Raw genomic sequence first — 20,245 nt, 5'->3', positions numbered from 1 at the left:
TCGTGAGCTCAGACATCACCGGAACCGCTGCCTGGCAGAAATTGCGCGATCATCACGCTCGAATCCAGTCCGTCCATCTGCGGGAGCTCTTCGACGAAGATCCGGCGAGAGGCCACGAACTCACCGTTTCAGCGGGCGATCTGTACATCGACTACAGCAAGCACCGCGTCGATCGCGCGACCCTCGAGGCGCTGCTCGATCTGGCGCGCAGCGCGGACCTCGAAGCGCGCCGGGACGCGATGTTCGCGGGCCAGCACATCAACACTTCGGAGGATCGCGCCGTCCTCCACACCGCGCTCAGGCTGCCTGCCGATGCCTCACTCACCGTGGACGGTCAGGACGTGGTCGCCGATGTCCACGAGGTTCTCGATCGCATGGGCGACTTCACCGACCGGTTGCGTTCCGGGCAGTGGCGCGGCGCCACGGGCGAGAGAATTTCGACGGTCGTCAACATCGGCATCGGCGGGTCCGATCTCGGGCCGGTGATGGTGTACCGGGCTCTGCGGCACTATGTCGACGCCGGGATCAGCGTGCGGTTCATCTCCAACATCGACCCCTCGGACCTGGTGCGCACGTTGCACGGTCTCGATCCGGCCACCACCCTCTTCATCGTGGCGTCCAAGACGTTTTCCACGCTCGAAACCCTCACCAATGCCACCGCCGCCCGGCGCTGGTTGCTGGACGGTCTCGGCCTCGGTACCGACGCTGTGGCAAAGCATTTCGTCGCCGTCTCGACCAATGCCGATCGAGTTGCCGAATTCGGGATCGACACAGACAACATGTTCGGATTCTGGGATTGGGTCGGGGGACGTTACTCGGTCGATTCGGCGATCGGACTGTCGGTGATGGCCGCGATCGGCAGGGAGCGTTTCGCAGAGTTCTTGGCCGGGTTCCACGCGGTGGACGAGCATTTCCGGACGGCTCCACTGGAGGAGAACGCGCCGGTTCTCCTCGGGCTGCTCGGACTCTGGTACTCCAACTTCTTCGGCGCCGAGTCGCGTGCGGTGCTGCCGTATTCCAACGACCTCGTGCGGTTTGCGGCGTACCTGCAGCAGCTGACGATGGAATCCAACGGCAAGTCGGTGCGAGCGGACGGGTCCCCGGTCCCCGCCTCTACCGGTGAAATCTTCTGGGGTGAGCCGGGGACCAACGGCCAGCATGCTTTCTACCAGCTTCTGCACCAGGGGACACGGCTCGTTCCCGCCGACTTCATCGGCTTCGGGGAGCCCACCGACGACCTGCCCACCGCGGACGGCACGGGCAGCATGCACGACCTGCTCATGAGCAACTTCTTCGCCCAGACCAAGGTCCTGGCATTCGGCAAGACCGCGGAGGAGATCGCCGCGGAGGGAACCCCCGAGCATCTGGTACCGCACAAGGTGATGCCCGGAAACCGGCCGTCCACGACCATCCTGGCGCCCAAACTCACGCCGTCCGTCATCGGGCAGCTCATCGCGCTGTACGAGCACCAGGTGTTTGTCGAGGGCGTCATCTGGGGCATCGACTCGTTCGATCAGTGGGGCGTCGAACTCGGGAAGACGCAGGCCGTCGAATTGCAGCCGGTGCTCACCGCCGCGGAGTCACCCGCCGCGCAGAGTGATACGTCGACGGACAGCCTGGTGCGCTGGTATCGCCGTCAGCGCGGGCGCGCCTGACTCACCAGCTCTCGGTGGTGTAGACGCGGCCCGAGCGATCCGCGAGCCGGGCGCGTAGCTCCTGCTGCTCGATCCACCGGATGGCGCCGATGCCCCGCGCGAGGGCGGCGACACTGGCGGCGTACGCCCACAGCGCGTCGTCGGCGATCACCGTCACCGATTCCCATTCGGTTCTCGATGGCGGTTCGCTGACGGGCGGCGCGAACGCCGTCGCCATCGCCGTCCCGTTCACCAATTCGACGTCTCCGTCCCCCGGTACCGACAGCTGCCATCCGCCGGCGGGGCAGTGACCTGCCGTCGCGATCACGTCGCCGATGCGCACCGCTGCCCCGCATTCGAGTTCGCGTGCGACGAGCGCCGCCGCCCGATCGACCGTGTCGGCCTTCGCGGTGTCGGTGATGTCCAAGGACGCACCCCACGGCGCGAACACCACATCGTCGTCGATCTGGATGTCACGGAAACTCGGCGCCGGATGCACGGTGGGAATCAGGTTGTCGTCGGCCATCTCGGAGGCGAGTGGGTTGACCACACCGTCGGTCATTCGTGCGGCCCACAGCGCGGAACGAAGCAGCGCCGACATCCGGCGACTCACCTTCACCGGTGCGCCCTGAGACAGGTTCACGGCGTGAATTTCGGCGTCCCCGCGTTGGAGGTCGCACACCGACTCGGTTTCCTCGATGACACCCGCGATCAGCGTGGTCGCCTCGGGAAGTGCAGCACCCTCGGTGACGTCGACTTCCACGACGGAACCCCAGACCTTCCATTTCTCGACACTCACCATGGCGTGCTCCGTGTGCAGTTCCTTCATTGTGCTGCAAATCCAGTATGCGCCGGTTGTCCAGAGTGCCAGTCGTGCGGCGACACCGGAACCGGTCGTAGACTCCGGCAGGTGAGCGCGCGGTTGAGCGTTGTCGACGAGATGTTCCTCCGCACCCATCGGGGGTGGGGAACGCCGATCGTGATGCAGGGTCTGTGGCGCACCGACAGCCGGGTCGATGCCGAGACCCTGGAATCCCTCCGCGCCGTGCTCGCGCGCGGTCCGCTGGGCAGGCGGGTGGTCCGGTCACGGGTCCCTGGCGCCCGACCGCGGTTCGCGCCCAGGTCAGAGGCATTTCCTGTCGAGTATGCCGCCGTCCCTGCCGCGGCGTTGCTCGAATGGGCCGACGGGCGGGCAGCCCTGTCGGTCGATCCCGAACACGGCCCGGGGTGGCGGGTGGCGTGCGCGCGACTCGATGATGGCGGCACAGTGCTGTCGCTGGTGTGCTCCCATGTGGTCGCGGATGCGAGGGGCCTGGCCGCCGCCATCGCGAGCGCGTTGCAGGGCACGGCGCCCACCGTTGCGGTGCGTCACCGTGGACCGGTCGAGGACCTGTGGGACGCCACCCTTCTGACTCGCCGGGTGACCGAGGGAACCGTGCGCGCCATGGCCGGGTTGCTGCTCAGTTCGGACCGACGCGCCGAATTGCGCGACTTCGTGCAGGCGGGCAGCACGAGGCGCTCCGAAGTGTTTCGAGGTAAGGCTGTTTCCGCGGTGGTGGACGTGGACGCGGGTGCCTGGGATGCCGCCGCCGAGGGGTCGGGCGGAACTGCGAACAGCCTGTTCCTGTCGGTGGTGGCCGAGATCGCGCGGCGCGGCGGTGAGTCGGCGCCGCTCACGATCAGCGTGCCGATGGATGTGCGCCGCCGAAGCGACTCCGCCGACCCCGCGAACTCGGTCGCGATGGTCGAAGTGGCGGTGGCGCCGGGCGATACCGTTGCCGATGTCCGCGCCAAGAGTCGTGCGGCGTTCACCTCGACGCCGATGACGAGCCCGGCCGGCTTCCCCGAAGAGATGCTGCAGCTGATCCCCGACCGCGCCGCTCACGCGCTGACGGGCAACCCCGGTGAGCGGGACGTGTTGTGCTCGAACATCGGGCCGCTACCCGACGCACTCGGTGTCCTGGGCGGACACCGGACCACGGGTATCGCCACGCGGGCGGTGCACCCGGGCGTCGTCTCCAGCCGCACGAGGATGTCGGCCTATCTCAGCAGCTTCGACGGGCGCTACACCCTCGCCCTGGAATCACTCGACGCCCCGAGTCATACCACTCTCCGCGAGCGTGCCGAGAAGGTGCTGAGCCGTCACGAACTCCGGCCCCACGGCTGGTGACCTGAACAGACCCTCAAGCGTCGTAGGGCTGACGGGCCGACTGCGGGTCGCCGTATGTGATGGCCCGCTCCCGCCGCGACCCCGAGGCGAGCGTGGCCGCCCAGTTCAGCAACGTGCCGAATCTGTTGCGGTATCCGGCGAGGAAGGCGATGTGGATGACGCCCCACGACACCCACCCGACGACCCCCGACATCTGAATCGGCCCTGCCTGAACGAGCGCGTGCCTGCGGGCGATGTACGCCGCGCTGCCGAGGTCGCGGTACTTGAACGGTTTCCGGTCGGGCGTCCCACGCTCGACGGTGCGGGCGATACACGCCGCGGCGTGCCGGCCACCCTGCATCGCCACCTCGGCCACGCCGGGGAGTTCCTTCAGCGACATCATGTCGCCCACGACCCAGACGTTGGGGTGGCCCGGCACGGTGAGGTCGGGATTCACCTCGATGCGGCCACCTCCGGCCTGCTTCACTCCGAGGGCCTGCGCGAGGACGGAGGCGAAGGGTACGGCCTCGACGCCGGCTGTCCAGAGGATTGTCCGCGCCTCGAACCTGTTCTTGGTCTTCGCCCCGTCCTTGGACGTCGTCTCGACGCTCGTCTCCGACACGTCGGTGACATGCACACCGAGATGTGTTTCGACACCGATCTTGTCGAGTGTGGCTTGCGCTGCCGCCGACAGCTTGCGGTTGAACGACGGCAGGACACGGTCACCGCCGTGCAGGAGCAGTACCCGCGCCTCACCCGGATCGATGGACTGGAATTCGTGGGCGAGCGCCCGAAGCGCCAATTCCCTGATCTGCCCGGCCAGTTCGACTCCGGTGGGTCCTCCGCCCGCGACGGCGAAGGTCAGCCACGGCTTACGCTGTTCCGGCGTGGGAAGTGACTCGGCCATTTCGAAGGCGGAGATCAGTTTTCGCCGGATCGCGAGGGCGTCGTCGAGGGTTTTCATCCCCGGCGCCCATTGGATGTACTCGTCGTGACCGTGATACGCCTGACGCATCCCGGCGGCGACGATCAAGTAGTCGTAGGGAACGTCGAAGGTGGAGCCGTCGAACCGGCTTGCCGTCAGGACCCTGTTGTCGGCGTCGATCGACTGCGCTTCCCCGAGGGCGACGTGGATGTTGCTGTAGCCACGCAGCAAGTGTCGCAACGGACTTGTGATCTCCCCTTCGGAAAGGAGGCCGGTGGCACATTGATACAGCAGCGGCTGAAAGACGTGGCTGGTTCCGCGATCGAGCAGAGTGACGTCCACCTCCACGCCCCGAAAGCGCTTTGCGGCATAGACGCCACCGAATCCGCCGCCGACTATCACGACGCGCGGCCGCGAGCGCTGCAAGCCGAGGGACGAAGATTCCTGGGTTGTGGTCACCGCGGCCACCTCACGCTCGTCGTCACTGTCCGGCACAGCTCAGTCCTACACGAAGCGTGATGTCCATGCATGGGGAAGGAACCTCAACGCCACGTCGATTCCCTTCCACTTCGTGCCCGGCAACGCCACCCGGCGCGACTCCTTCTCGATCGCGTCGACCATCGCGCTGACACCCTCGTCCAGACTTGCGGTCATCGAGGAGCTGTCGCCGGCTTTGGCCGACATCTCGGTGGCGATGAATCCGGGCAACAGCGTGGTGACCGCGATGGGGCTCTTCGCCAGTTCCGCCGTCAATGCCTCGCCGAGCGCGGAGACGCCGGCCTTGCTGGCCGAATAGGCCGCCTTCGGCCCGGGCAGTCCGCGATCGGCGCTGATCGACGACACGAGCACGAGGTGACCGGACTTCTGTTTCCGGAAAATCTGCAGAGCGGCCTCGCACTGCGACAGTGCGCCTACGAAGTTGGTGCGGGCGGTGGCGAGGTTGGCATCAGCCCGCCCCGTTCCGATCTTCGCCCCTTTGCCGAGTCCGGCGTTGACGATCACCCGGTCGAGACCACCCAGCTCGTCCCGTAATTCCCCGAAGATGCGTACCACCGCTTCGTGATCGGTGACGTCGAGTTCGCGGATCGCCACCGCGATCGCGGGATGTGCTGCCCGTAGTTCGTCCCGCAGGGCCTCGAGGCAGGGACCACGCCGCGCGCAGAGCGCAAGGTCGCGCCCCTGAGCGGCGAATCGGCGGGCCATCTCCTCGCCGAGTCCCGAACTTGCTCCGGTGATCAAGATCTTTTTGCGCATCATCTCGTCACAGTACTCGCGAGTAAGTGCGCCGCAGGCGTGCGGGAAGTTCTGACAGCCGACCCTCGACCGGCCTACCGTGACAGGCATGACTGACTCGGTGGACGACGCGGAAGAGTACGACGTCATCGTGATCGGAGGCGGTCCCGCCGGCGAGAACGCGGCAAGTTATGCCATCGCGGGCAGCGACCGTACTGCCGCTCTGATCGAACACGAACTCGTGGGCGGCGAGTGTTCGTACTGGGCCTGCATGCCCAGCAAGGCGCTGCTGCGTCCCGGCGAGATCCTGGGGGCCGCACGCAACATGGCCGGTGTATCCGCCGGAGCCCTCGATCCGCAGGCCGTACTCGCCCGGCGGGACTCGTTCACCAACAACCACGATGACTCGTCGCAGGTGATGTGGGCCGATGCGCAGGGAATCGAGGTGATCCGCGGCTCGGCATGCCTCACCGGCGAGCGGACGGTGACGGTGGGCGGCTCCCGCCGTATCCGGGCCCGGCACGCCGTCGTCGTGGCGACGGGAACCACGGCAGCGATTCCCGACACACCCGGCCTCCGCGCGGCCTTGCCGTGGGTCTCACGCGATGCCACCAATCTGCGGGAGGTTCCGCGCCGGGTCGCGGTGATCGGCGGCGGCGTCGTAGCCTGCGAGAGCGCGTCGTGGCTGCTCGACCTCGGTGTCGAGGAACTCACCATGGTGGTGCGTGGCCGGGGGCTTCTGGCGAAGAACGAGCCGTTCGCCGGGAAGCTGGTGGCCGAGGGACTCGAAAAGAAGGGCGCCCGACTCCTCTTCGGCGCCGACCTCCGGGGTGTGGAGCGGCCCGATGCGCAGGACACCGGCGTCGGCCGGATCCACGGCGGCAGCGTCACGCTCGATGTGGCCGGGCAGGACCCGTTCGAGGTCGACGAGATCGTGGTCGCGACCGGCCGCACCCCTGCGACGTCCGGGTTGGGTGTCGACCCACGCCTGCTGGACCCCCGCGGTTATCTCCCCACGGACGACCACATGACGACACCGGACGAGTGGTTGTACGCCGTCGGCGACGTCAACGGCCGTGCTTTGCTCACGCACATGGGCAAGTACCAGGCGCGGGTCTGTGGTGACGTGATTGCCGCGCGGGCGGAGGGGAGGCCGCTCGACGGTGCCCGCTACCGTGCGTCCGCCGATCACGGGCAGATTCCCCAAGTGGTGTTCTCCGAACCCGAGGTCGCCGCGGTCGGACTCACCGAAAGGGAAGCCCGTGATGCAGGCGTGGACGTCGAGACGGTGGAGGTCGACATCGCCGTCGCGGGTTCCTCGCTGTCCCGCGACGATTTCAGCGGCCACGCGAAACTGGTCGTCGATCGGGGCACCGACACCCTCCTGGGCGCAACGTTCGCCGGCACGGACGTCTCCGAATTGGTGCATGCGGCCACCGTCGCCGTCGTGGGAAAGGTAACGCTGGACACCCTGTGGCACGCAGTGCCGTCATACCCGACGGTGAGCGAGGTATGGCTACGGCTGCTCGAGGCACGGCGCTGATCGGATTCGGCGCGAGAACACCGCTCAAATCGGTTTCTCAGGAGGTCTACGTATAGTCGCCGACATGGCGTCCGACATTTCCGCAACCGACACGGTCACGACCGACACAGTGGTGAAGACGACCGACGGGAAGGTGCGCGGCCGACGGCTCGACGACCTTGTGGCCTGGCGCGGTATTCCCTATGCGGCCCCGCCGGTAGGGCCGCTGCGTCTGCGCGCACCTCAGCCGGTCACCCCATGGAGCGGGGAACTCGACGTCACCGAGTTCGGTGACGCGGCCGTCCAGCACAAGAAGTTCACGGTGCTGCGGCCGGGCAAATACCAGCCGAGCAGTGAGAACTGTCTGACCCTGAACGTTCTGGCCAGGCCCGGTACGTCCGGGAAACCCCGGCCAGTGATGGTGTTCGTCCACGGCGGCGCATACACCCTGGGAATGTCTGCGACCGCGCTATACGGTGGCCAGTCACTGGTGCGCCGCGGCGATATCGTCTACGTGTCGATCAACTACCGGCTGGGTTCGCTCGGCTACCTCGATTTCACCCAGTTCTCCACCCCCGAGCGCCCATTCGATTCCAATCTCGGCCTCCGCGACCAGGTGGCGGCGCTCGAGTGGGTGCAACGCAACATCGCGGAGTTCGGTGGCGATCCCGACAATGTCACCCTGTTCGGGGAGTCCGCGGGCGGGAACGCCGTCACCACCTTGATGACCACACCCGCCGCGAGGGGTCTGTTCGCTCGTGCGATCGCGGAGAGTTCGGCGCCCGGTCTCGTCACGACCGCCGAGCGCGCTGCCGGGTGGGCGGTCGACTACGTGAAACTTCTGGGCGCCGAACCGGAGAATGCGGCCGAGGCCTTGGGTACCTCGCCCGTCGGCGCGCTGGGTAGAGCGGGAAACCGGCTGGGCGCCAAAGTATTGGTGGAAACTCCCGGACTTCACCCGTTCGGCCCGGTGATCGACGGGGACTTCCTGCCGAAGCCGCCGCTCGATGCCTTCTCGGACGGTTCCGCGCACCGTGTCCCTCTGATCATCGGAACCAACAGTCGCGAGGGCACGTTGTTTCCCAAGGTGCTCGACGCCTTGCCTACCGATCCCGCGCGGATCAGCCGGATGTTCGAGCTGACCGACCCGGCCGCCGAAGCCCGTGTCACCGCAGCCTATCCGGGATATCCCGCTCCCGACGCCGCGGTGGACCTCGGGGGTGACCTGACGTTCTGGAAGCCGTCGGTGGAACTGGCCCAGGCTCATTGCGCCTACGCGCCGACGTACAGCTATCGTTTCGATTTCGCTCCGCGGGTCATGAAATGGCTCGGGCTCGACGCCACCCACGGATTCGAATTGCTGGCCGTCTTCGGCGTCGCCGACACCCGTTTCGGGCGCGCGCTCACGTTGGCAGGGGGTCGGCGCGGACTGAAAGACGTAACCGATACGGTGCAGAGGCACTGGTTGCAGTTCGCCACGCACGGAACACCTTCGGCTGCGTGGCCGAGATACGACACCGATCGGAGGGCAACGCTCGTGTTCGACACCGTCACCACGGTCCAGGACGATCCACGCCGGGAACGTCGACTGGCGTGGGAAGGGTACGAGGGCTACTACGGGCAGGGCCTATGAGTCCACTCGAGGTCCACACCGAGAGCGGCGCCGTCGGAGGGCGCCGACTCGACGACCTGATCACCTGGCGCGGCGTTCCGTACGCGGCTCCCCCGGTGGGTCCGTTGCGGTTACGTGCCCCGCAACCGGTCGAGCCGTGGTCGGACGTCCGGAGAGCTTTCCATTTCGGGGCGAGCGCGCCCCAAGGTAGCGGGCCGTGCGACGAAGATTGTCTGACGCTCAATGTGGTGGCGCCCGCGGAGCCGTCCGCGACACCGCGCCCGGTGATGGTCTTCATCCACGGCGGCGCCTACTCGGGAGGAAGCTCCTCGTCCTCGCTGTACGGTGGCCACTCGCTCGTGCGGCGCGGCGACATCGTCTATGTGTCGCTCAACTACCGGCTCGGGGCCCTGGGTTACCTTGATTTCAGCCAATTCTCCACCCCGGAACGGCCTTTCGACTCGAATCTCGGTCTCCGCGACCAGGTGGCTGCGCTCGAGTGGGTGCAACGCAATATCGCCGAGTTCGGCGGCGACCCCGACAACGTCACGATCTTCGGGGAGTCGGCCGGCGCCAACGCCGTCACCACTCTGATGAGCACGCCCGCCGCGAAAGGGCTTTTCAGCAGGGCCATCGCCCAGAGTCCCCCGGTGGCGTCGGCATACCATCCCGAGCGGGCGGCACGGTGGGCACGCGAGTTCGTCGAGTTCGCGGGAGTGCCCCTTGCCGAGGCCGCGGCCTGGCTTCAGACCGCGAAGGCCTCCGACTTCGTCGAGGTGGGAACTACTTTGGCGGATCGGGGCGCCGACGAGGAGCCCGGGACACGAGTGTTCGCGCCTGTCGTCGACGGCTTCGTCCTGCCCGCTCACCCGCTCGATGCCTTCGCGTCCGGTTCCGGTCACCCGGTTCCCTTGATCATCGGCACCAACCGGTACGAGGGTCGGGTGTTTCCGCGATTCCTCAATATCCTGCCCACCGACGCCGCCCGCATCGAGAAGATGTTCTCGCATGTCGACGAGTCCGTGAAGAACCGGGCGATCTCCGCGTACCCCGGTTATCCCGGTCGGCGTGCTGCCGCGGATCTCGGCGGCGACGTCACCTTCTGGGAACCGTCCATCCTCTGCGCGGAGGGACATACCGCCGTGGCCCCCACCTACAGTTACCGATACGACTTCGCTCCTCGCCTCCTCCGTCTCGCCGGATTCGGCGCCACGCACGCCACGGAGATGTACGCGGTGTTCGGGCTGACCGGACCCTGGGCGCGGGCGCTCACCGCACTCGGCGGGTGGAAAGCGCTACGCACCGTCACCGGCACGATGCAGTCGCATTGGCTGCATTTCGCACGGCACGGCGTGCCTGCCCCCGGCTGGCCGTCCTATTCGCGGGAGAACAGGGAAACCCTCATCATCGACGAGACGAGTCGGGTCGAGCACGATCCGCTCGGCGAGCGCCGTCGCGCGTGGCTCGGTTACGAACACCGGCGTTAGGCACCTTCTGCGCGTTTTCGTGAATCGTTTCGGTCGCAGACCCCGCGGTTTCACAGTCGCCGTTGCTGTGGTGTGCCCTACTCTCTGAAATATCCGCAGGATCGCGCACCTGTTCCCCGCGGTATCGGGAGGCGGAGATGACCGAGCACGACGACCTCGCAGGACTGACCATGGTGGTCACCGGCGCCACTTCCGGGCTGGGCTCGCAGACGTGTCGGCAACTGGCGGAGCGCGGCGCGTCGATCGTGCTGGTCGGCCGTGACCGGGCGAAGGTCGACGAGGCGATTGCCGAGTTGTCGTCGGCGTACGACCCTGCCCGGTTGAGTTCGGCAACAGCCGACCTGTCGTCGCTGGCGCAGGTGCGGAACCTGGCCGAGGAACTCCGGCACCGATTTCTCCGCATCGACGTGTTGATCAACAACGCGGGGATCGACGTAGGAGAACGTCGCCTCACCACAGACGGCATCGAATCGACCTTCGCGGTGAACTATCTCGCACCGTTCATACTCGGCACCGCACTGGCGGACGCCATGGCGCAGGCCGCCACCACGGATGCCGCCGGCTTCCGTCACCCCGCACGCATCGTCAACGTCAGCTCGTCGGGGCATCGAGGTGGGCACCTCGACTTCGACGACCTGCAGGGCTCGAACGGCAAGTTCCGCGGACAACGGGCTTACAACAATTCCAAGCTCGCGCTCACCCTGTTCAGTCGGGAATTGGCGCGACGGTTCGACCCCGCGCAGCTGGTCGTGAACTGCGCGGATCCGGGCTTCGTCAAAGGCACCGCTCTCGGCCGCGACCTTCCGTTCGGATACCAGGTCATCGGAACTCTGCTCACTCCGTTCATGGCCGATGTCGAGAGGGGCGCGAAGACAGCGGTGTGGACTGCCACGGCCGCGGAGGCAGGAAAGTTCACGGGCGCATACGTCAAGGGCTGCAGGGTGGTCCAGCCCAGCAAGAAAGCGCGCGACCCCGAACTCGCGGCCAGGTTGTGGGAGGCGACGCAAGCGCTACTACTGGCCGGACGCGGGCGCGCCGAGAACGGCGCCGGCCTCGACGCCTGAACTCTCAGCTCTCATCGGTTCGGGTACTCGAACAACGACAGCACGTTTGCGTGCGGATCTTGGAACCATGCCACGCGGACGCCGTCCGGCGCGGTCCAGGCGGCGTGCTCGTCCTGGTCCATCCCTGGGTACTCGGTGAACGAGATCCCTTTGGTGCGGAGCGCGTCGACCACCCCGTCGAGGTCGGAGACCTTCCATCCCAGCACGGTGTACCCGGTATCTGCCCTCGACTGGACCAGCGTGACGCGCAACAGCGATCCGCTGCAGGTCAGTGCGAGCGCGAATTCGTCGCGCGAGTCGAGCTCGAGCCCGAGGGTGTCCACATAGAACATCTGGGAGACGTCGAGGTCTGTGCTGGGAACGAAACTGACGAGCTCACCCTGAAAACCCATGAATCAACTCTGCGCCGCCCACCGGCCGCAGGGCAAGAGAGGGCCGTGACACCACGCCCGTGTCGTGACCCGCGGCACAGCATCCGCGCACGACAAGTTAACGTCGATTCGACAGGTTGTCCCGCATCGGAATGAGGAACTCGAGTGTCTGCTCCCGTTACAGAGAAGAATGGCCCGCTCGCGGGCATTCGCATCGTCGAATTCGCAGGTCTGGGACCCGGCCCGCATGCCGCTACCCTCCTCGCCGACCTCGGTGCGGACGTCGTGTGTGTGCAGCGGCCCGGCGCGATCCCGCAGGATGGCCCCTACGACCAGATCCAGCGCGGACGTCGCGTGGTCGAGGCCAACCTCAAAGACCCCGAGCAGGTGGAGAAGGTTCTGGGATTGATCGAGCGCGCCGATGTCGTCATCGAGGGGTTCCGCCCCGGCGTCACCGAACGCATGGGCCTCGGCCCCGACGTCTGCCTCGAACGCAACCCTCGGTTGGTGTACGGCCGGATGACCGGCTGGGGCCAGGAAGGCCCGCTGGCAAATGCCGCCGGACACGACATCAACTACATCTCCCTGACGGGTGTGCTGCACGCCATCGGGCGCAAGGGTGAGCGTCCGGTACCTCCGCTGAACATGGTCGGCGACTTCGGTGGCGGCTCCATGTTCCTCATCTTCGGCATCCTCTCCGCGCTCGTGGAACGCCAGACCTCAGGCAAGGGCCAGGTGGTCGACACCGCAATGGTGGACGGCGCCCTCGCGCTCTCGCACATGATGTGGGCATTCCGTGGCCGCGGCGTCTGGTCGGACGAGCGTGGCGTCAACCTGCTCGACACCGGTGCGCCGTTCTACGACACCTACGAGACGTCCGACGGCAAGTACATGGCGGTGGGGTCGATCGAGCCTCAGTTCTACGCCCTGCTGCTGCAGGGACTCGAACTCGACCCGGCCGACCTGCCGCACCAGATGGACATCTCCGCGTGGCCACAGATGAAGAAGGTGTTCGCCGAGAAGTTCCTGTCGAAGACCCGCGACGAGTGGGCCGCGATCTTCCTCGGCACCGACGCCTGTGTGTCGCCGGTCCTCACGTTCTCGGAGGCACCGTCCAACGAGCACATCGCGGCGCGCGGGTCGCTGATCGAACTCGACGGCGTCACCCAGCACGCCCCCGCCCCCCGGTTCTCCCGCACCCCGGCCGGCGCTCCCACCCCGCCGGCCCGCGAAAGCATCGACATCGACACCGTCTGGTCCTGAGGTGAGTGGCAAAGTACGTCCGACGTGCTTTGCCACTCCCCCCGTCAGACGACGAGGGACGGTGCGGCCAGCTCCCGCCCAACGGCCAGGGTCTCGTAGGCAGCCGCGATACCGTCGACTCCCCGTCGCAGCTGGTCGGGTGTCCGGGCGTACGGCAATCGGATGAAGCGCTCGAATGCGCCCTCCACGCCGAAGCGTGGTCCCGCGGCGAGCAGCACACCGAAGTTGGGTGCCGTTGCAGCCAGCGCGGTCGACACCGGAGCCGGAAGCCGCAGCCAGAGCGACATGCCGCCGGAACCGATGGTCGGGACCCAGTCGGGAAGGCGCTGGGCCAGGGCGTCGAGCATGGCACTGCGCTGCTCGCGCAGCTCGGCACGCCTGCGTGTGAGCACCGCGTCGTCGTCGGCGAGCAAGTGCGCCGCCGCCAGCTGATCCATCACGGGTGTGCCGAGGTCGACCGCTGCGCGGGCGCCGACGAGCCGCGAGATCAACGACGGATCGGCACGGATCCAGCCGACCCGCAGCCCTCCCCAGAACGATTTGGCCGTCGACCCGATGGTCACCACCTCCGTCTTCGCCGCTCCTCGGCCGTACGCGGCGACCGGTCCCGGTGACGGCTCGTCGAGCCACAGGTCGACCATGGTCTCGTCGACGATCAGCGTCATCCGCGTCTCACGGGCGATCTTCGCGAGTTCCGCCCTGCCGGGTGCGTCGAGGCACAGCCCGGTCGGGTTGTGGAAGTCGGGAATCAGATACGCCATTCGCGCGGCAGTCTGCCGGGCGGCACTCCGGATTCCGTCGAGGTCCCAGGCCGCGGAACCGCCTCCTTCGGGACGGACGGGAACGGGCACCGGCCGCGCCCCCACTCGGCGGATCGCCTCGAGCGCGTTGGGATAGCTGGGGTGGTCGACCAGCACCCGCTCCCCCGGCGCAGTCAGCACATTCAGCAGCAATCGCAGGGCGTGCTGCGCCCCCGAGGTGACCATGATCTGTTCCGGTGTCGTGGCCAGGCCGCGTGCCTGATACCGGGCGGCGATCACCTCACGCAGGGCGCCGATACCCACCGGTTCCATGCCGTGCGTCGGAAGGAACTGCGGAAGAGACTGCAGGGCAGAAGAGTACGCGCTCTCGACCGCTTCTCCCGGCGCCGCCATCGCCGCGTAGCTGAGGTCGATCATCGAATTCTCCGGTCCCGGCTGATGCGCGCGGAACATCAGGCCGTTCTGGCGGGACCCGGCCGGCAACGCGACCGTACTACGCGACCCCTGACGGCTGATCAGGTAGCCCTCGTCGCGCAGGACGGAGTACGACGACGTGATCGTCGTACGGCTCAACTCCAGCACCGACGCCAGTTCGCGCTCGCTGGGGAGTGCAACGCCGAGGGGGACCCGGCCGTCGTGAACGAGTAGCCGGATGCTGTCGGCGAGCGCCCGGTAGGCCGGCCGGACCGCCGAGCGGCGGGTGGAGTCGTCCTGCCAGTTGCCGAGGTCCCTCGCCAGCGAACGCGCACCGAGCACACGAGTCATCATGCAGTCCAGTATCGGCCTGTTGGCTATTCGATTCCAAGCCAGTTGGGACAAGAGTCGAGCCCATGACAACGCTGATCACTCTCGCCTGCCTGGTCCTCCTGGCCGCGGCTGTTGTGCGTTACGGACCCAAAGAGGGAAGTAGTGGCATGTTTCGACTCGAGCAATTCCGAGTCGGTGCACCACTCGGTGGCATCTTTTCCGATCCACCGACCAGTCCAGAATCTGCCGACTGGACTGCACCTCAGGTGGGCGAAGGCCGTCCAGGCGCACTGTCCCACGCGCGTGAGGTCACCGGACCGGAGGCTCCAGCACCTGACTGAACAGCACAACCCCGGCAGCGTCGAGAAGATCGACTCGGAGCTCCGACGTCTCTCCGTCGATGAAGACCTCCCCGAAATGCTGGTAGCCGTCGAGTGGTGAGGAGTTCGGGGCCGGCGGGGCGTGGACGAACACGGCCTCGGGACCGAACGTCGGATCGAGGTCATTGGGTCCGAAACCGCCGGCGTTGAGCGGACCCGACACGAACTCCCAGAACTCGTCGAAATCCTGGTACGCGGCACGGCCCGGTGAGTACTTGTGCGCGGCGGTGTAATGCACGTCCGCGGTGAGCCACACCGTCCCGGTGACGCCGCCGGCCTTGATCGCGGACAGAACCTGCGCGATTTCCGATTCACGGCCCGACGGTTGTCCAGGGTCTCGGTTGGCGACGCCTTCGAAGGCGGTGTCGCCGTCCGGTACCACGACCCCGAGCGGAAGGTCGTTGGCGATGATCTTCCAGGTGGCCGTGGACGCACCGAGTTCGCGTATCAGCCAATCCTTCTGGACTGCACCGAGAATCTGACCGGCCGGCCCGGTATTGATGCCGTTCGCATCCTTGTAGGTGCGCATGTCGAGCACGAAGACATCGAGAAGAGGTCCGTAGCCGATCTTGCGATACACGCGCCCGTCCACCGCCTCGGCGGGCTCGATCGGAAGCCACTCATGAAATGCCTGAAAAGCCCTCTGCGCCAACACGTCGACGCTCTTCTCGGAATAGGTCTCGGCGCTGAGAACTTCGCCCGGATACCAATTGTTGACGGTCTCGTGATCGTCCCACTGAACTATCTGCGCGACAGACGAATTGAACGTCCGGTAGTGCTGATCGCTGAGATTGTAGGCGTACTGGCCGCGATACTGGTCCAACGTCTGCGCGACCGCGCTCTTCGCCTCGGTCACCGTGTTCCGCCAGACGCGACCGTCCGGCAATACGACCGACTCCTTCAGTGGACCGTCGGCGTAGACGACGTCGCCCGAGTGCAGGAACAGGTGCGGGTCACGCGCGGCCATCGTCTCGAAGATCCGCATCCCCCCGACTTCCGGGTTGATACCGTATCCTTGGCCCGCCGTGTCCCCGGACCACTGCAGCCGGATGTCGCCGGGGGCGCCCGGAGCGGTGCGGAATACGCCCGTCACCGCCTCCGAGGTGACGCCGTCGTCACCTTCGAGAGTGACGCGATAGTGCACCTGCTGCCCGGCGGGAAGTCCCGTCAGCCGCAGGCGTCCGGTGCCGTCCGTGTCGGGGGTGAGTCGCACGCCCTCGAATCGCACCGGGTCGGTGAACGACTCGGTGGCCGCCGTCTCGACGATCATCGCCGCCGGACGGTCGGACCTCGCCCAGATCAGCGCACCGTCGGCACGGACGTCGCCGGCGGCAACTCCATGTGTCAGGGCGGGCCGTGCGCGTACGAGGGTGGGACTCGAACCGGCCGAGGCGGAACAGGCAGCTGCGGGTACGGCGAGCACGCCGAGAGCGGTTGCGCGAAGCAGGGTACGGCGCGACAGGTGCACGGGACATCTCCTCGGTGGTGGAGCCTCGAGGATGTCCAACCGTGGTCAACGGAAGGTGAACGTCAGATGTGGGGAGCATACTGGGTTGGTGACCACGGGATTCTGCCTGTTCGACACAGCACTGGGCACGTGCGCCATAGCCTGGCGGGCCGCCGGGATAGTCGGTGTGCAACTGTCGGAGGGTTCGCCCGAGGCCACCCGGGCCCGCGTCGAGCGGTGCTTTCCGGGTGCGCTGGAGCACCAACCGCCCACACCGGTCCAGCAAGCCTTGGACGGCATCCGTGAACACCTCGGCGGCGCACTCGACGATTTGCGCTGGATCGACCTCGACTTCGAGGGGGTCCCCGAGTTCGACTGCAACGTCTACGAGATCGCCCGAGCCATCGACCCCGGCGACACCCTCACCTACGGGGAGGTGGCTGCAGCACTCGGCAAACCCGGCGCCGCGCAGGCCGTCGGCCAGGCACTCGGACGCAACCCGTTGCCGATCGTCGTCCCCTGCCACCGCGTCCTCGCTGCCGGAAACAAGGTCGGCGGATTCTCCGCAGGTAGCGGCACCCTCACCAAACGCGAACTTCTCGCCCTCGAACACGCCCCGGGTTTCGACGACCCAGTGCTGTTCTGAGTCGCCCGCACGTCTCGCCCACCGCGCGGCCGACGAGAACGGCAGGGACTGCGGTCAGCGCACCACGTCGCGGCGGACGATGGTCTCGTCACGGCCGGGGCCGACGCCGATGCACGAGATGTATGCGCCGGACAGTTCTTCGAGACGCAGCACATAATTCTGCGCGTTCTTCGGCAGTTCCTCGAACGTGCGCGCGTGCGAAATGTCTTCCCACCACCCGGGCATCTCTTCATAGATGGGGGTTGCGTGGTGAACATCCGTCTGCGACATCGGCATTTCCTCGTGTCGCACGCCGTCGACGTCGTAGGCGACGCAAATCGGGATGGTGTCGAGGCTGCTGAGCACGTCGAGCTTGGTGAGGAAGTAGTCGGTGATGCCGTTGACACGCGTTGCGTAGCGGGCGATCACGGCGTCGAACCAGCCGGTGCGGCGGGCGCGACCGGTAGTGACACCCACCTCGCCACCCGTCTTGGCCAGGTACTCACCGTGTTCGTCGAACAGTTCGGTGGGGAACGGGCCCGAGCCGACTCGTGTGGTGTACGCCTTGAGGATGCCCAGGACCGTCGTGATCTTGGTGGGTCCGATGCCCGAACCGACCGCCGCCCCACCGGACGTCGGGTTGGACGAAGTCACATACGGGTACGTTCCGTGGTCCACATCGAGGAGCGTTCCCTGCGACCCCTCCAGCAGGACCGTCTCACCACGCTCGAGGGCCTCGTTGAGCTGCAGCCGAGTGTCGGCGATGCGGTGCTTGAACCCGTTGGCCTGCTCGAGCACCTCGTCGACCACCTGCTGCGGATCGAGCGCCCTGCGGTTGTAGATCTTGGCGAGCACCTGGTTCTTGAACTCCAGTGCCGCCTCCACCTTCTGGGTGAGGATCTTCTCGTCGAGCACGTCCTGCACCCGGACACCGACGCGGGCGATCTTGTCCTGGTAGCAGGGCCCGATCCCGCGGCCCGTGGTGCCGATCTTCTTGGCCCCCAGGAAGCGTTCGGTGACCTTGTCGATGGCTACGTGGTACGGCATGATCAGGTGCGCATCAGCCGAGAGCAGCAGCTTGCTGGTGTCGACGCCCCGCTCGTCCAGGCCGGCGAGCTCGGTGAGCAGCACTCCCGGATCCACCACGACACCGTTGCCGATGACGTTGGTGACGCCCGGCGTGAGGATGCCCGACGGGATCAGATGCAGCGCGAACTTGTCGCCGTTCGGAAGAACCACGGTGTGTCCGGCGTTGTTTCCGCCCTGATAACGCACCACCCACTGCAGGCGTCCGCCCAATAGATCGGTCGCTTTGCCCTTGCCCTCATCGCCCCACTGGGCGCCGATCAGGACGATTGCCGGCATGACGTTGTCTCCTACGGTCGACGTACAGTCGTATCCGACTGCGTGGTTCTGCCGTTCGTAGGCAGTGGCCGGGGGAACAGTCTAGCCGAGCGCACAGAGAACAGACCCCACAGTACGACCGGAGTGGCTGCGGGGCCGGTGGCGGGCATACAACTAGGATGGCCGGATGGAAAGCTGCGGGAGCCGGAGCGGGACATATCCGGGCGAGGAGTGGCGTTGACCCCCGTTGTGCTCATCTGCGGTGACGTGCCGCTTCCCCTGTCCCTCGGTTCGATTTCGGCGTCGAGTGCACCCACCGTGCCCGGCAAGGACGACTTCGACGAGGTCTTCTCCAAGCTTCAGGTAGTCACGGACCCGCGGCTCATCGTGGTGGGTAGTGACGCCGCGCTGGCCGCAACATTGACGAGGCTGATGCGGACCGACCGTCTGCACATCGAACTCGCATTCGTTGCCGAGCGCAGTTCCCCGGCAACCGATGCCTATCACTTGTCCGCCGGCGCACGGGCCGCCCGCACCGCGCTGAAAGGAACCGCCAAGCCGGTACCTCTCATTCGCGACGATGCGGGCATCGCGCTGGTCGGGCTCGCCACCGTGACCGCACCCGGAGGTGAACCCTTGGTAGGTGAGGCATATGTCGACGACACCCGACTGTTCTCCGGCACCGCCGCCAACGTGCACATCACCCCGACTCCCCGGATGCCCGGATTGCGGGCCTCGATCGAACCGCGAAGGCGTTGGTGGCCCCGGCGATGGATCGAGGGGCGCGCGGTACAACTCGGCTCGCCGGCGGCGGCGCTGACTCGCGACGACATCCCCAATCCCCGCGATCTGAAGCGTTCGACGTTCTACCGTCACGACCGCGAGTGGCTGCTGGTTCGATGAACCTGCCGAGAACACGATCCACCGCCGTCCGGCCCAGTCCCGTCTTCCTCCTCGTCGTCGCCGTCGCAGTCACAGGCGGAGCGCTCGCGTGGGGCGCCCGGACCGAGTCCCTCGTCGGCCACGTCGGAGTTTTCCTCCTGGTGGTGGCCGGCTGGGTGGTGACGCTGTGCCTACACGAGTTCGCGCACGCCTACACAGCGTGGCGGCACGGCGACACCGATGTGGCGGTGCGCGGGTACCTCACGCTGAACCCGCTGAAGTACAGCCACCCCTTGCTGTCGATCGGTCTTCCGGTGCTGTTCATCGCAGTGGGCGGGATCGGGCTCCCGGGCGGTGCCGTCTACCTGCGTACCGGGTTGTTCACCCCGAAGGTCCAGGCGAAGGTGTCGCTCGCGGGGCCGGCCGTGAACCTGCTGTCTGCTGTGGTCCTGCTGGCGGTGATTCGCTGGTGCGGCCAGAGCGCAGAGCACCAGGTGTTCTGGATGGGCCTCAGCTTCTTGGCATTCCTGCAGGTGATGGCGACAGTACTCAATCTGCTCCCCGTCCCGGGACTCGACGGCTACGCCGCGCTCGAGCCCTTTCTTCCGCCCCGGACCCGCCGGTCGGTAGATCAATACAAGCCCTACGGGCTGCTTCTCCTGGTGGCCCTGCTGTTCGTGCCGTCCGTCAATATCGTCTTCTTCGACGTGATCTACGGGTTGTTCGAGCTGTCCGGTGTGCCGGCGAGCTACGCTCGGGCCGGAAACTTCCTGATGCGCTTCTGGCTGTAGCCCGGCCC

General features: G+C 66.8%; 17 protein-coding genes. 10 read left to right on the top strand and 7 right to left on the bottom strand.

The features are described 5' to 3' along the window. Positions 1-2 precede the first annotated feature (2 nt). A complete protein-coding gene (gene pgi, locus NOF53_RS03130) occupies positions 3-1,655 on the top strand; it encodes a glucose-6-phosphate isomerase (protein WP_255965515.1) in 1,653 nt (550 codons plus the stop codon). A 1-nt stretch (position 1,656) separates the two neighbouring features. Here the strand turns inward: pgi and NOF53_RS03125 are convergent, their stop codons facing one another. Beyond that, positions 1,657-2,436: an FAD:protein FMN transferase gene (locus NOF53_RS03125; RefSeq protein WP_255965799.1), complete on the bottom strand. Its 780-nt coding sequence runs from the start codon at positions 2,434-2,436 to the stop codon at positions 1,657-1,659. 108 nt (positions 2,437-2,544) lie between these two features. On the opposite strand from NOF53_RS03125, the gene NOF53_RS03120 reads away from it, so the two are divergent. Further along, positions 2,545-3,804, top strand: coding sequence for a hypothetical protein (locus tag NOF53_RS03120; RefSeq protein WP_255965514.1), 1,260 nt, complete (start codon positions 2,545-2,547; stop codon positions 3,802-3,804). Positions 3,805-3,817: 13 nt separating this feature from the next. Here NOF53_RS03120 and NOF53_RS03115 read toward each other — a convergent pair whose 3' ends face one another. Further along, complete coding sequence (locus NOF53_RS03115) at positions 3,818-5,167, bottom strand: NAD(P)/FAD-dependent oxidoreductase (protein WP_255965798.1); 1,350 nt, start codon at positions 5,165-5,167, stop codon at positions 3,818-3,820. A gap of 45 nt (positions 5,168-5,212) precedes the next feature. Then, a complete protein-coding gene (locus tag NOF53_RS03110) occupies positions 5,213-5,965 on the bottom strand; it encodes an SDR family oxidoreductase (protein ID WP_255965513.1) in 753 nt (250 codons plus the stop codon). A gap of 85 nt (positions 5,966-6,050) precedes the next feature. On the opposite strand from NOF53_RS03110, the gene NOF53_RS03105 reads away from it, so the two are divergent. From NOF53_RS03105 to NOF53_RS03090, 4 genes are all read left to right on the top strand, one after another. Next, positions 6,051-7,484, top strand: coding sequence for a dihydrolipoyl dehydrogenase family protein (locus tag NOF53_RS03105; RefSeq protein ID WP_255965512.1), 1,434 nt, complete (start codon positions 6,051-6,053; stop codon positions 7,482-7,484). Between the two features lie 64 nt (positions 7,485-7,548). Next, positions 7,549-9,096, top strand: a complete 1,548-nt coding sequence (locus NOF53_RS03100) for a carboxylesterase/lipase family protein (RefSeq protein WP_255965511.1) — start codon at positions 7,549-7,551, stop codon at positions 9,094-9,096. Beyond that, positions 9,093-10,562 carry a carboxylesterase/lipase family protein gene (locus NOF53_RS03095; protein WP_255965510.1) on the top strand — a complete coding sequence of 490 codons (1,470 nt, stop codon included), beginning with the start codon at positions 9,093-9,095 and terminating at the stop codon, positions 10,560-10,562. Before NOF53_RS03100 ends, NOF53_RS03095 begins: the two co-directional genes overlap by 4 nt. 137 nt (positions 10,563-10,699) lie before the next feature. After that, positions 10,700-11,626 (top strand): SDR family oxidoreductase, encoded by a 927-nt coding sequence (locus NOF53_RS03090; protein WP_255965509.1) that lies wholly within the window; start codon positions 10,700-10,702, stop codon positions 11,624-11,626. A gap of 11 nt (positions 11,627-11,637) precedes the next feature. Here NOF53_RS03090 and NOF53_RS03085 read toward each other — a convergent pair whose 3' ends face one another. Then, the gene (locus tag NOF53_RS03085; RefSeq protein ID WP_255965508.1) at positions 11,638-12,018 is read right to left on the bottom strand and encodes a VOC family protein; all 381 of its coding nucleotides are present in this window, start codon (positions 12,016-12,018) and stop codon (positions 11,638-11,640) included. A gap of 144 nt (positions 12,019-12,162) precedes the next feature. Between NOF53_RS03085 and NOF53_RS03080 the strand changes: the two genes are divergently transcribed. Continuing rightward, positions 12,163-13,260: a CaiB/BaiF CoA transferase family protein gene (locus tag NOF53_RS03080; RefSeq protein ID WP_255965507.1), complete on the top strand. Its 1,098-nt coding sequence runs from the start codon at positions 12,163-12,165 to the stop codon at positions 13,258-13,260. Positions 13,261-13,304: 44 nt separating this feature from the next. On the opposite strand, the gene yczR is transcribed toward NOF53_RS03080, so the two are convergent. Together yczR and NOF53_RS03070 are read right to left on the bottom strand one after the other, a co-directional pair. Then, positions 13,305-14,789, bottom strand: coding sequence for a MocR-like transcription factor YczR (yczR, locus tag NOF53_RS03075; protein ID WP_255965506.1), 1,485 nt, complete (start codon positions 14,787-14,789; stop codon positions 13,305-13,307). A gap of 288 nt (positions 14,790-15,077) precedes the next feature. Beyond that, positions 15,078-16,616, bottom strand: a complete 1,539-nt coding sequence (locus tag NOF53_RS03070) for an alkaline phosphatase D family protein (protein WP_255965505.1) — start codon at positions 16,614-16,616, stop codon at positions 15,078-15,080. 31 nt (positions 16,617-16,647) lie between these two features. On the opposite strand from NOF53_RS03070, the gene NOF53_RS03065 reads away from it, so the two are divergent. Further along, the gene (locus NOF53_RS03065) at positions 16,648-17,241 is read left to right on the top strand and encodes a methylated-DNA--[protein]-cysteine S-methyltransferase (RefSeq protein WP_255965504.1); all 594 of its coding nucleotides are present in this window, start codon (positions 16,648-16,650) and stop codon (positions 17,239-17,241) included. Positions 17,242-17,295: 54 nt separating this feature from the next. Here NOF53_RS03065 and NOF53_RS03060 read toward each other — a convergent pair whose 3' ends face one another. Next, positions 17,296-18,585: an adenylosuccinate synthase gene (locus NOF53_RS03060; protein WP_255965503.1), complete on the bottom strand. Its 1,290-nt coding sequence runs from the start codon at positions 18,583-18,585 to the stop codon at positions 17,296-17,298. A gap of 228 nt (positions 18,586-18,813) precedes the next feature. On the opposite strand from NOF53_RS03060, the gene NOF53_RS03055 reads away from it, so the two are divergent. After that, positions 18,814-19,467 carry a hypothetical protein gene (locus NOF53_RS03055; RefSeq protein WP_255965797.1) on the top strand — a complete coding sequence of 218 codons (654 nt, stop codon included), beginning with the start codon at positions 18,814-18,816 and terminating at the stop codon, positions 19,465-19,467. Next, positions 19,464-20,237 carry a site-2 protease family protein gene (locus tag NOF53_RS03050; RefSeq protein ID WP_255965796.1) on the top strand — a complete coding sequence of 258 codons (774 nt, stop codon included), beginning with the start codon at positions 19,464-19,466 and terminating at the stop codon, positions 20,235-20,237. Before NOF53_RS03055 ends, NOF53_RS03050 begins: the two co-directional genes overlap by 4 nt. Positions 20,238-20,245: the final 8 nt, after the last annotated feature.

Source organism: Rhodococcus tibetensis (assembly GCF_024438035.1).
GTDB classification, from domain to species: domain Bacteria; phylum Actinomycetota; class Actinomycetes; order Mycobacteriales; family Mycobacteriaceae; genus Rhodococcus_F; species Rhodococcus_F tibetensis.
The sequence above is the reverse complement of the archived record's forward strand: the minus strand, read 5'-3'. Positions and strand labels throughout refer to the sequence as shown.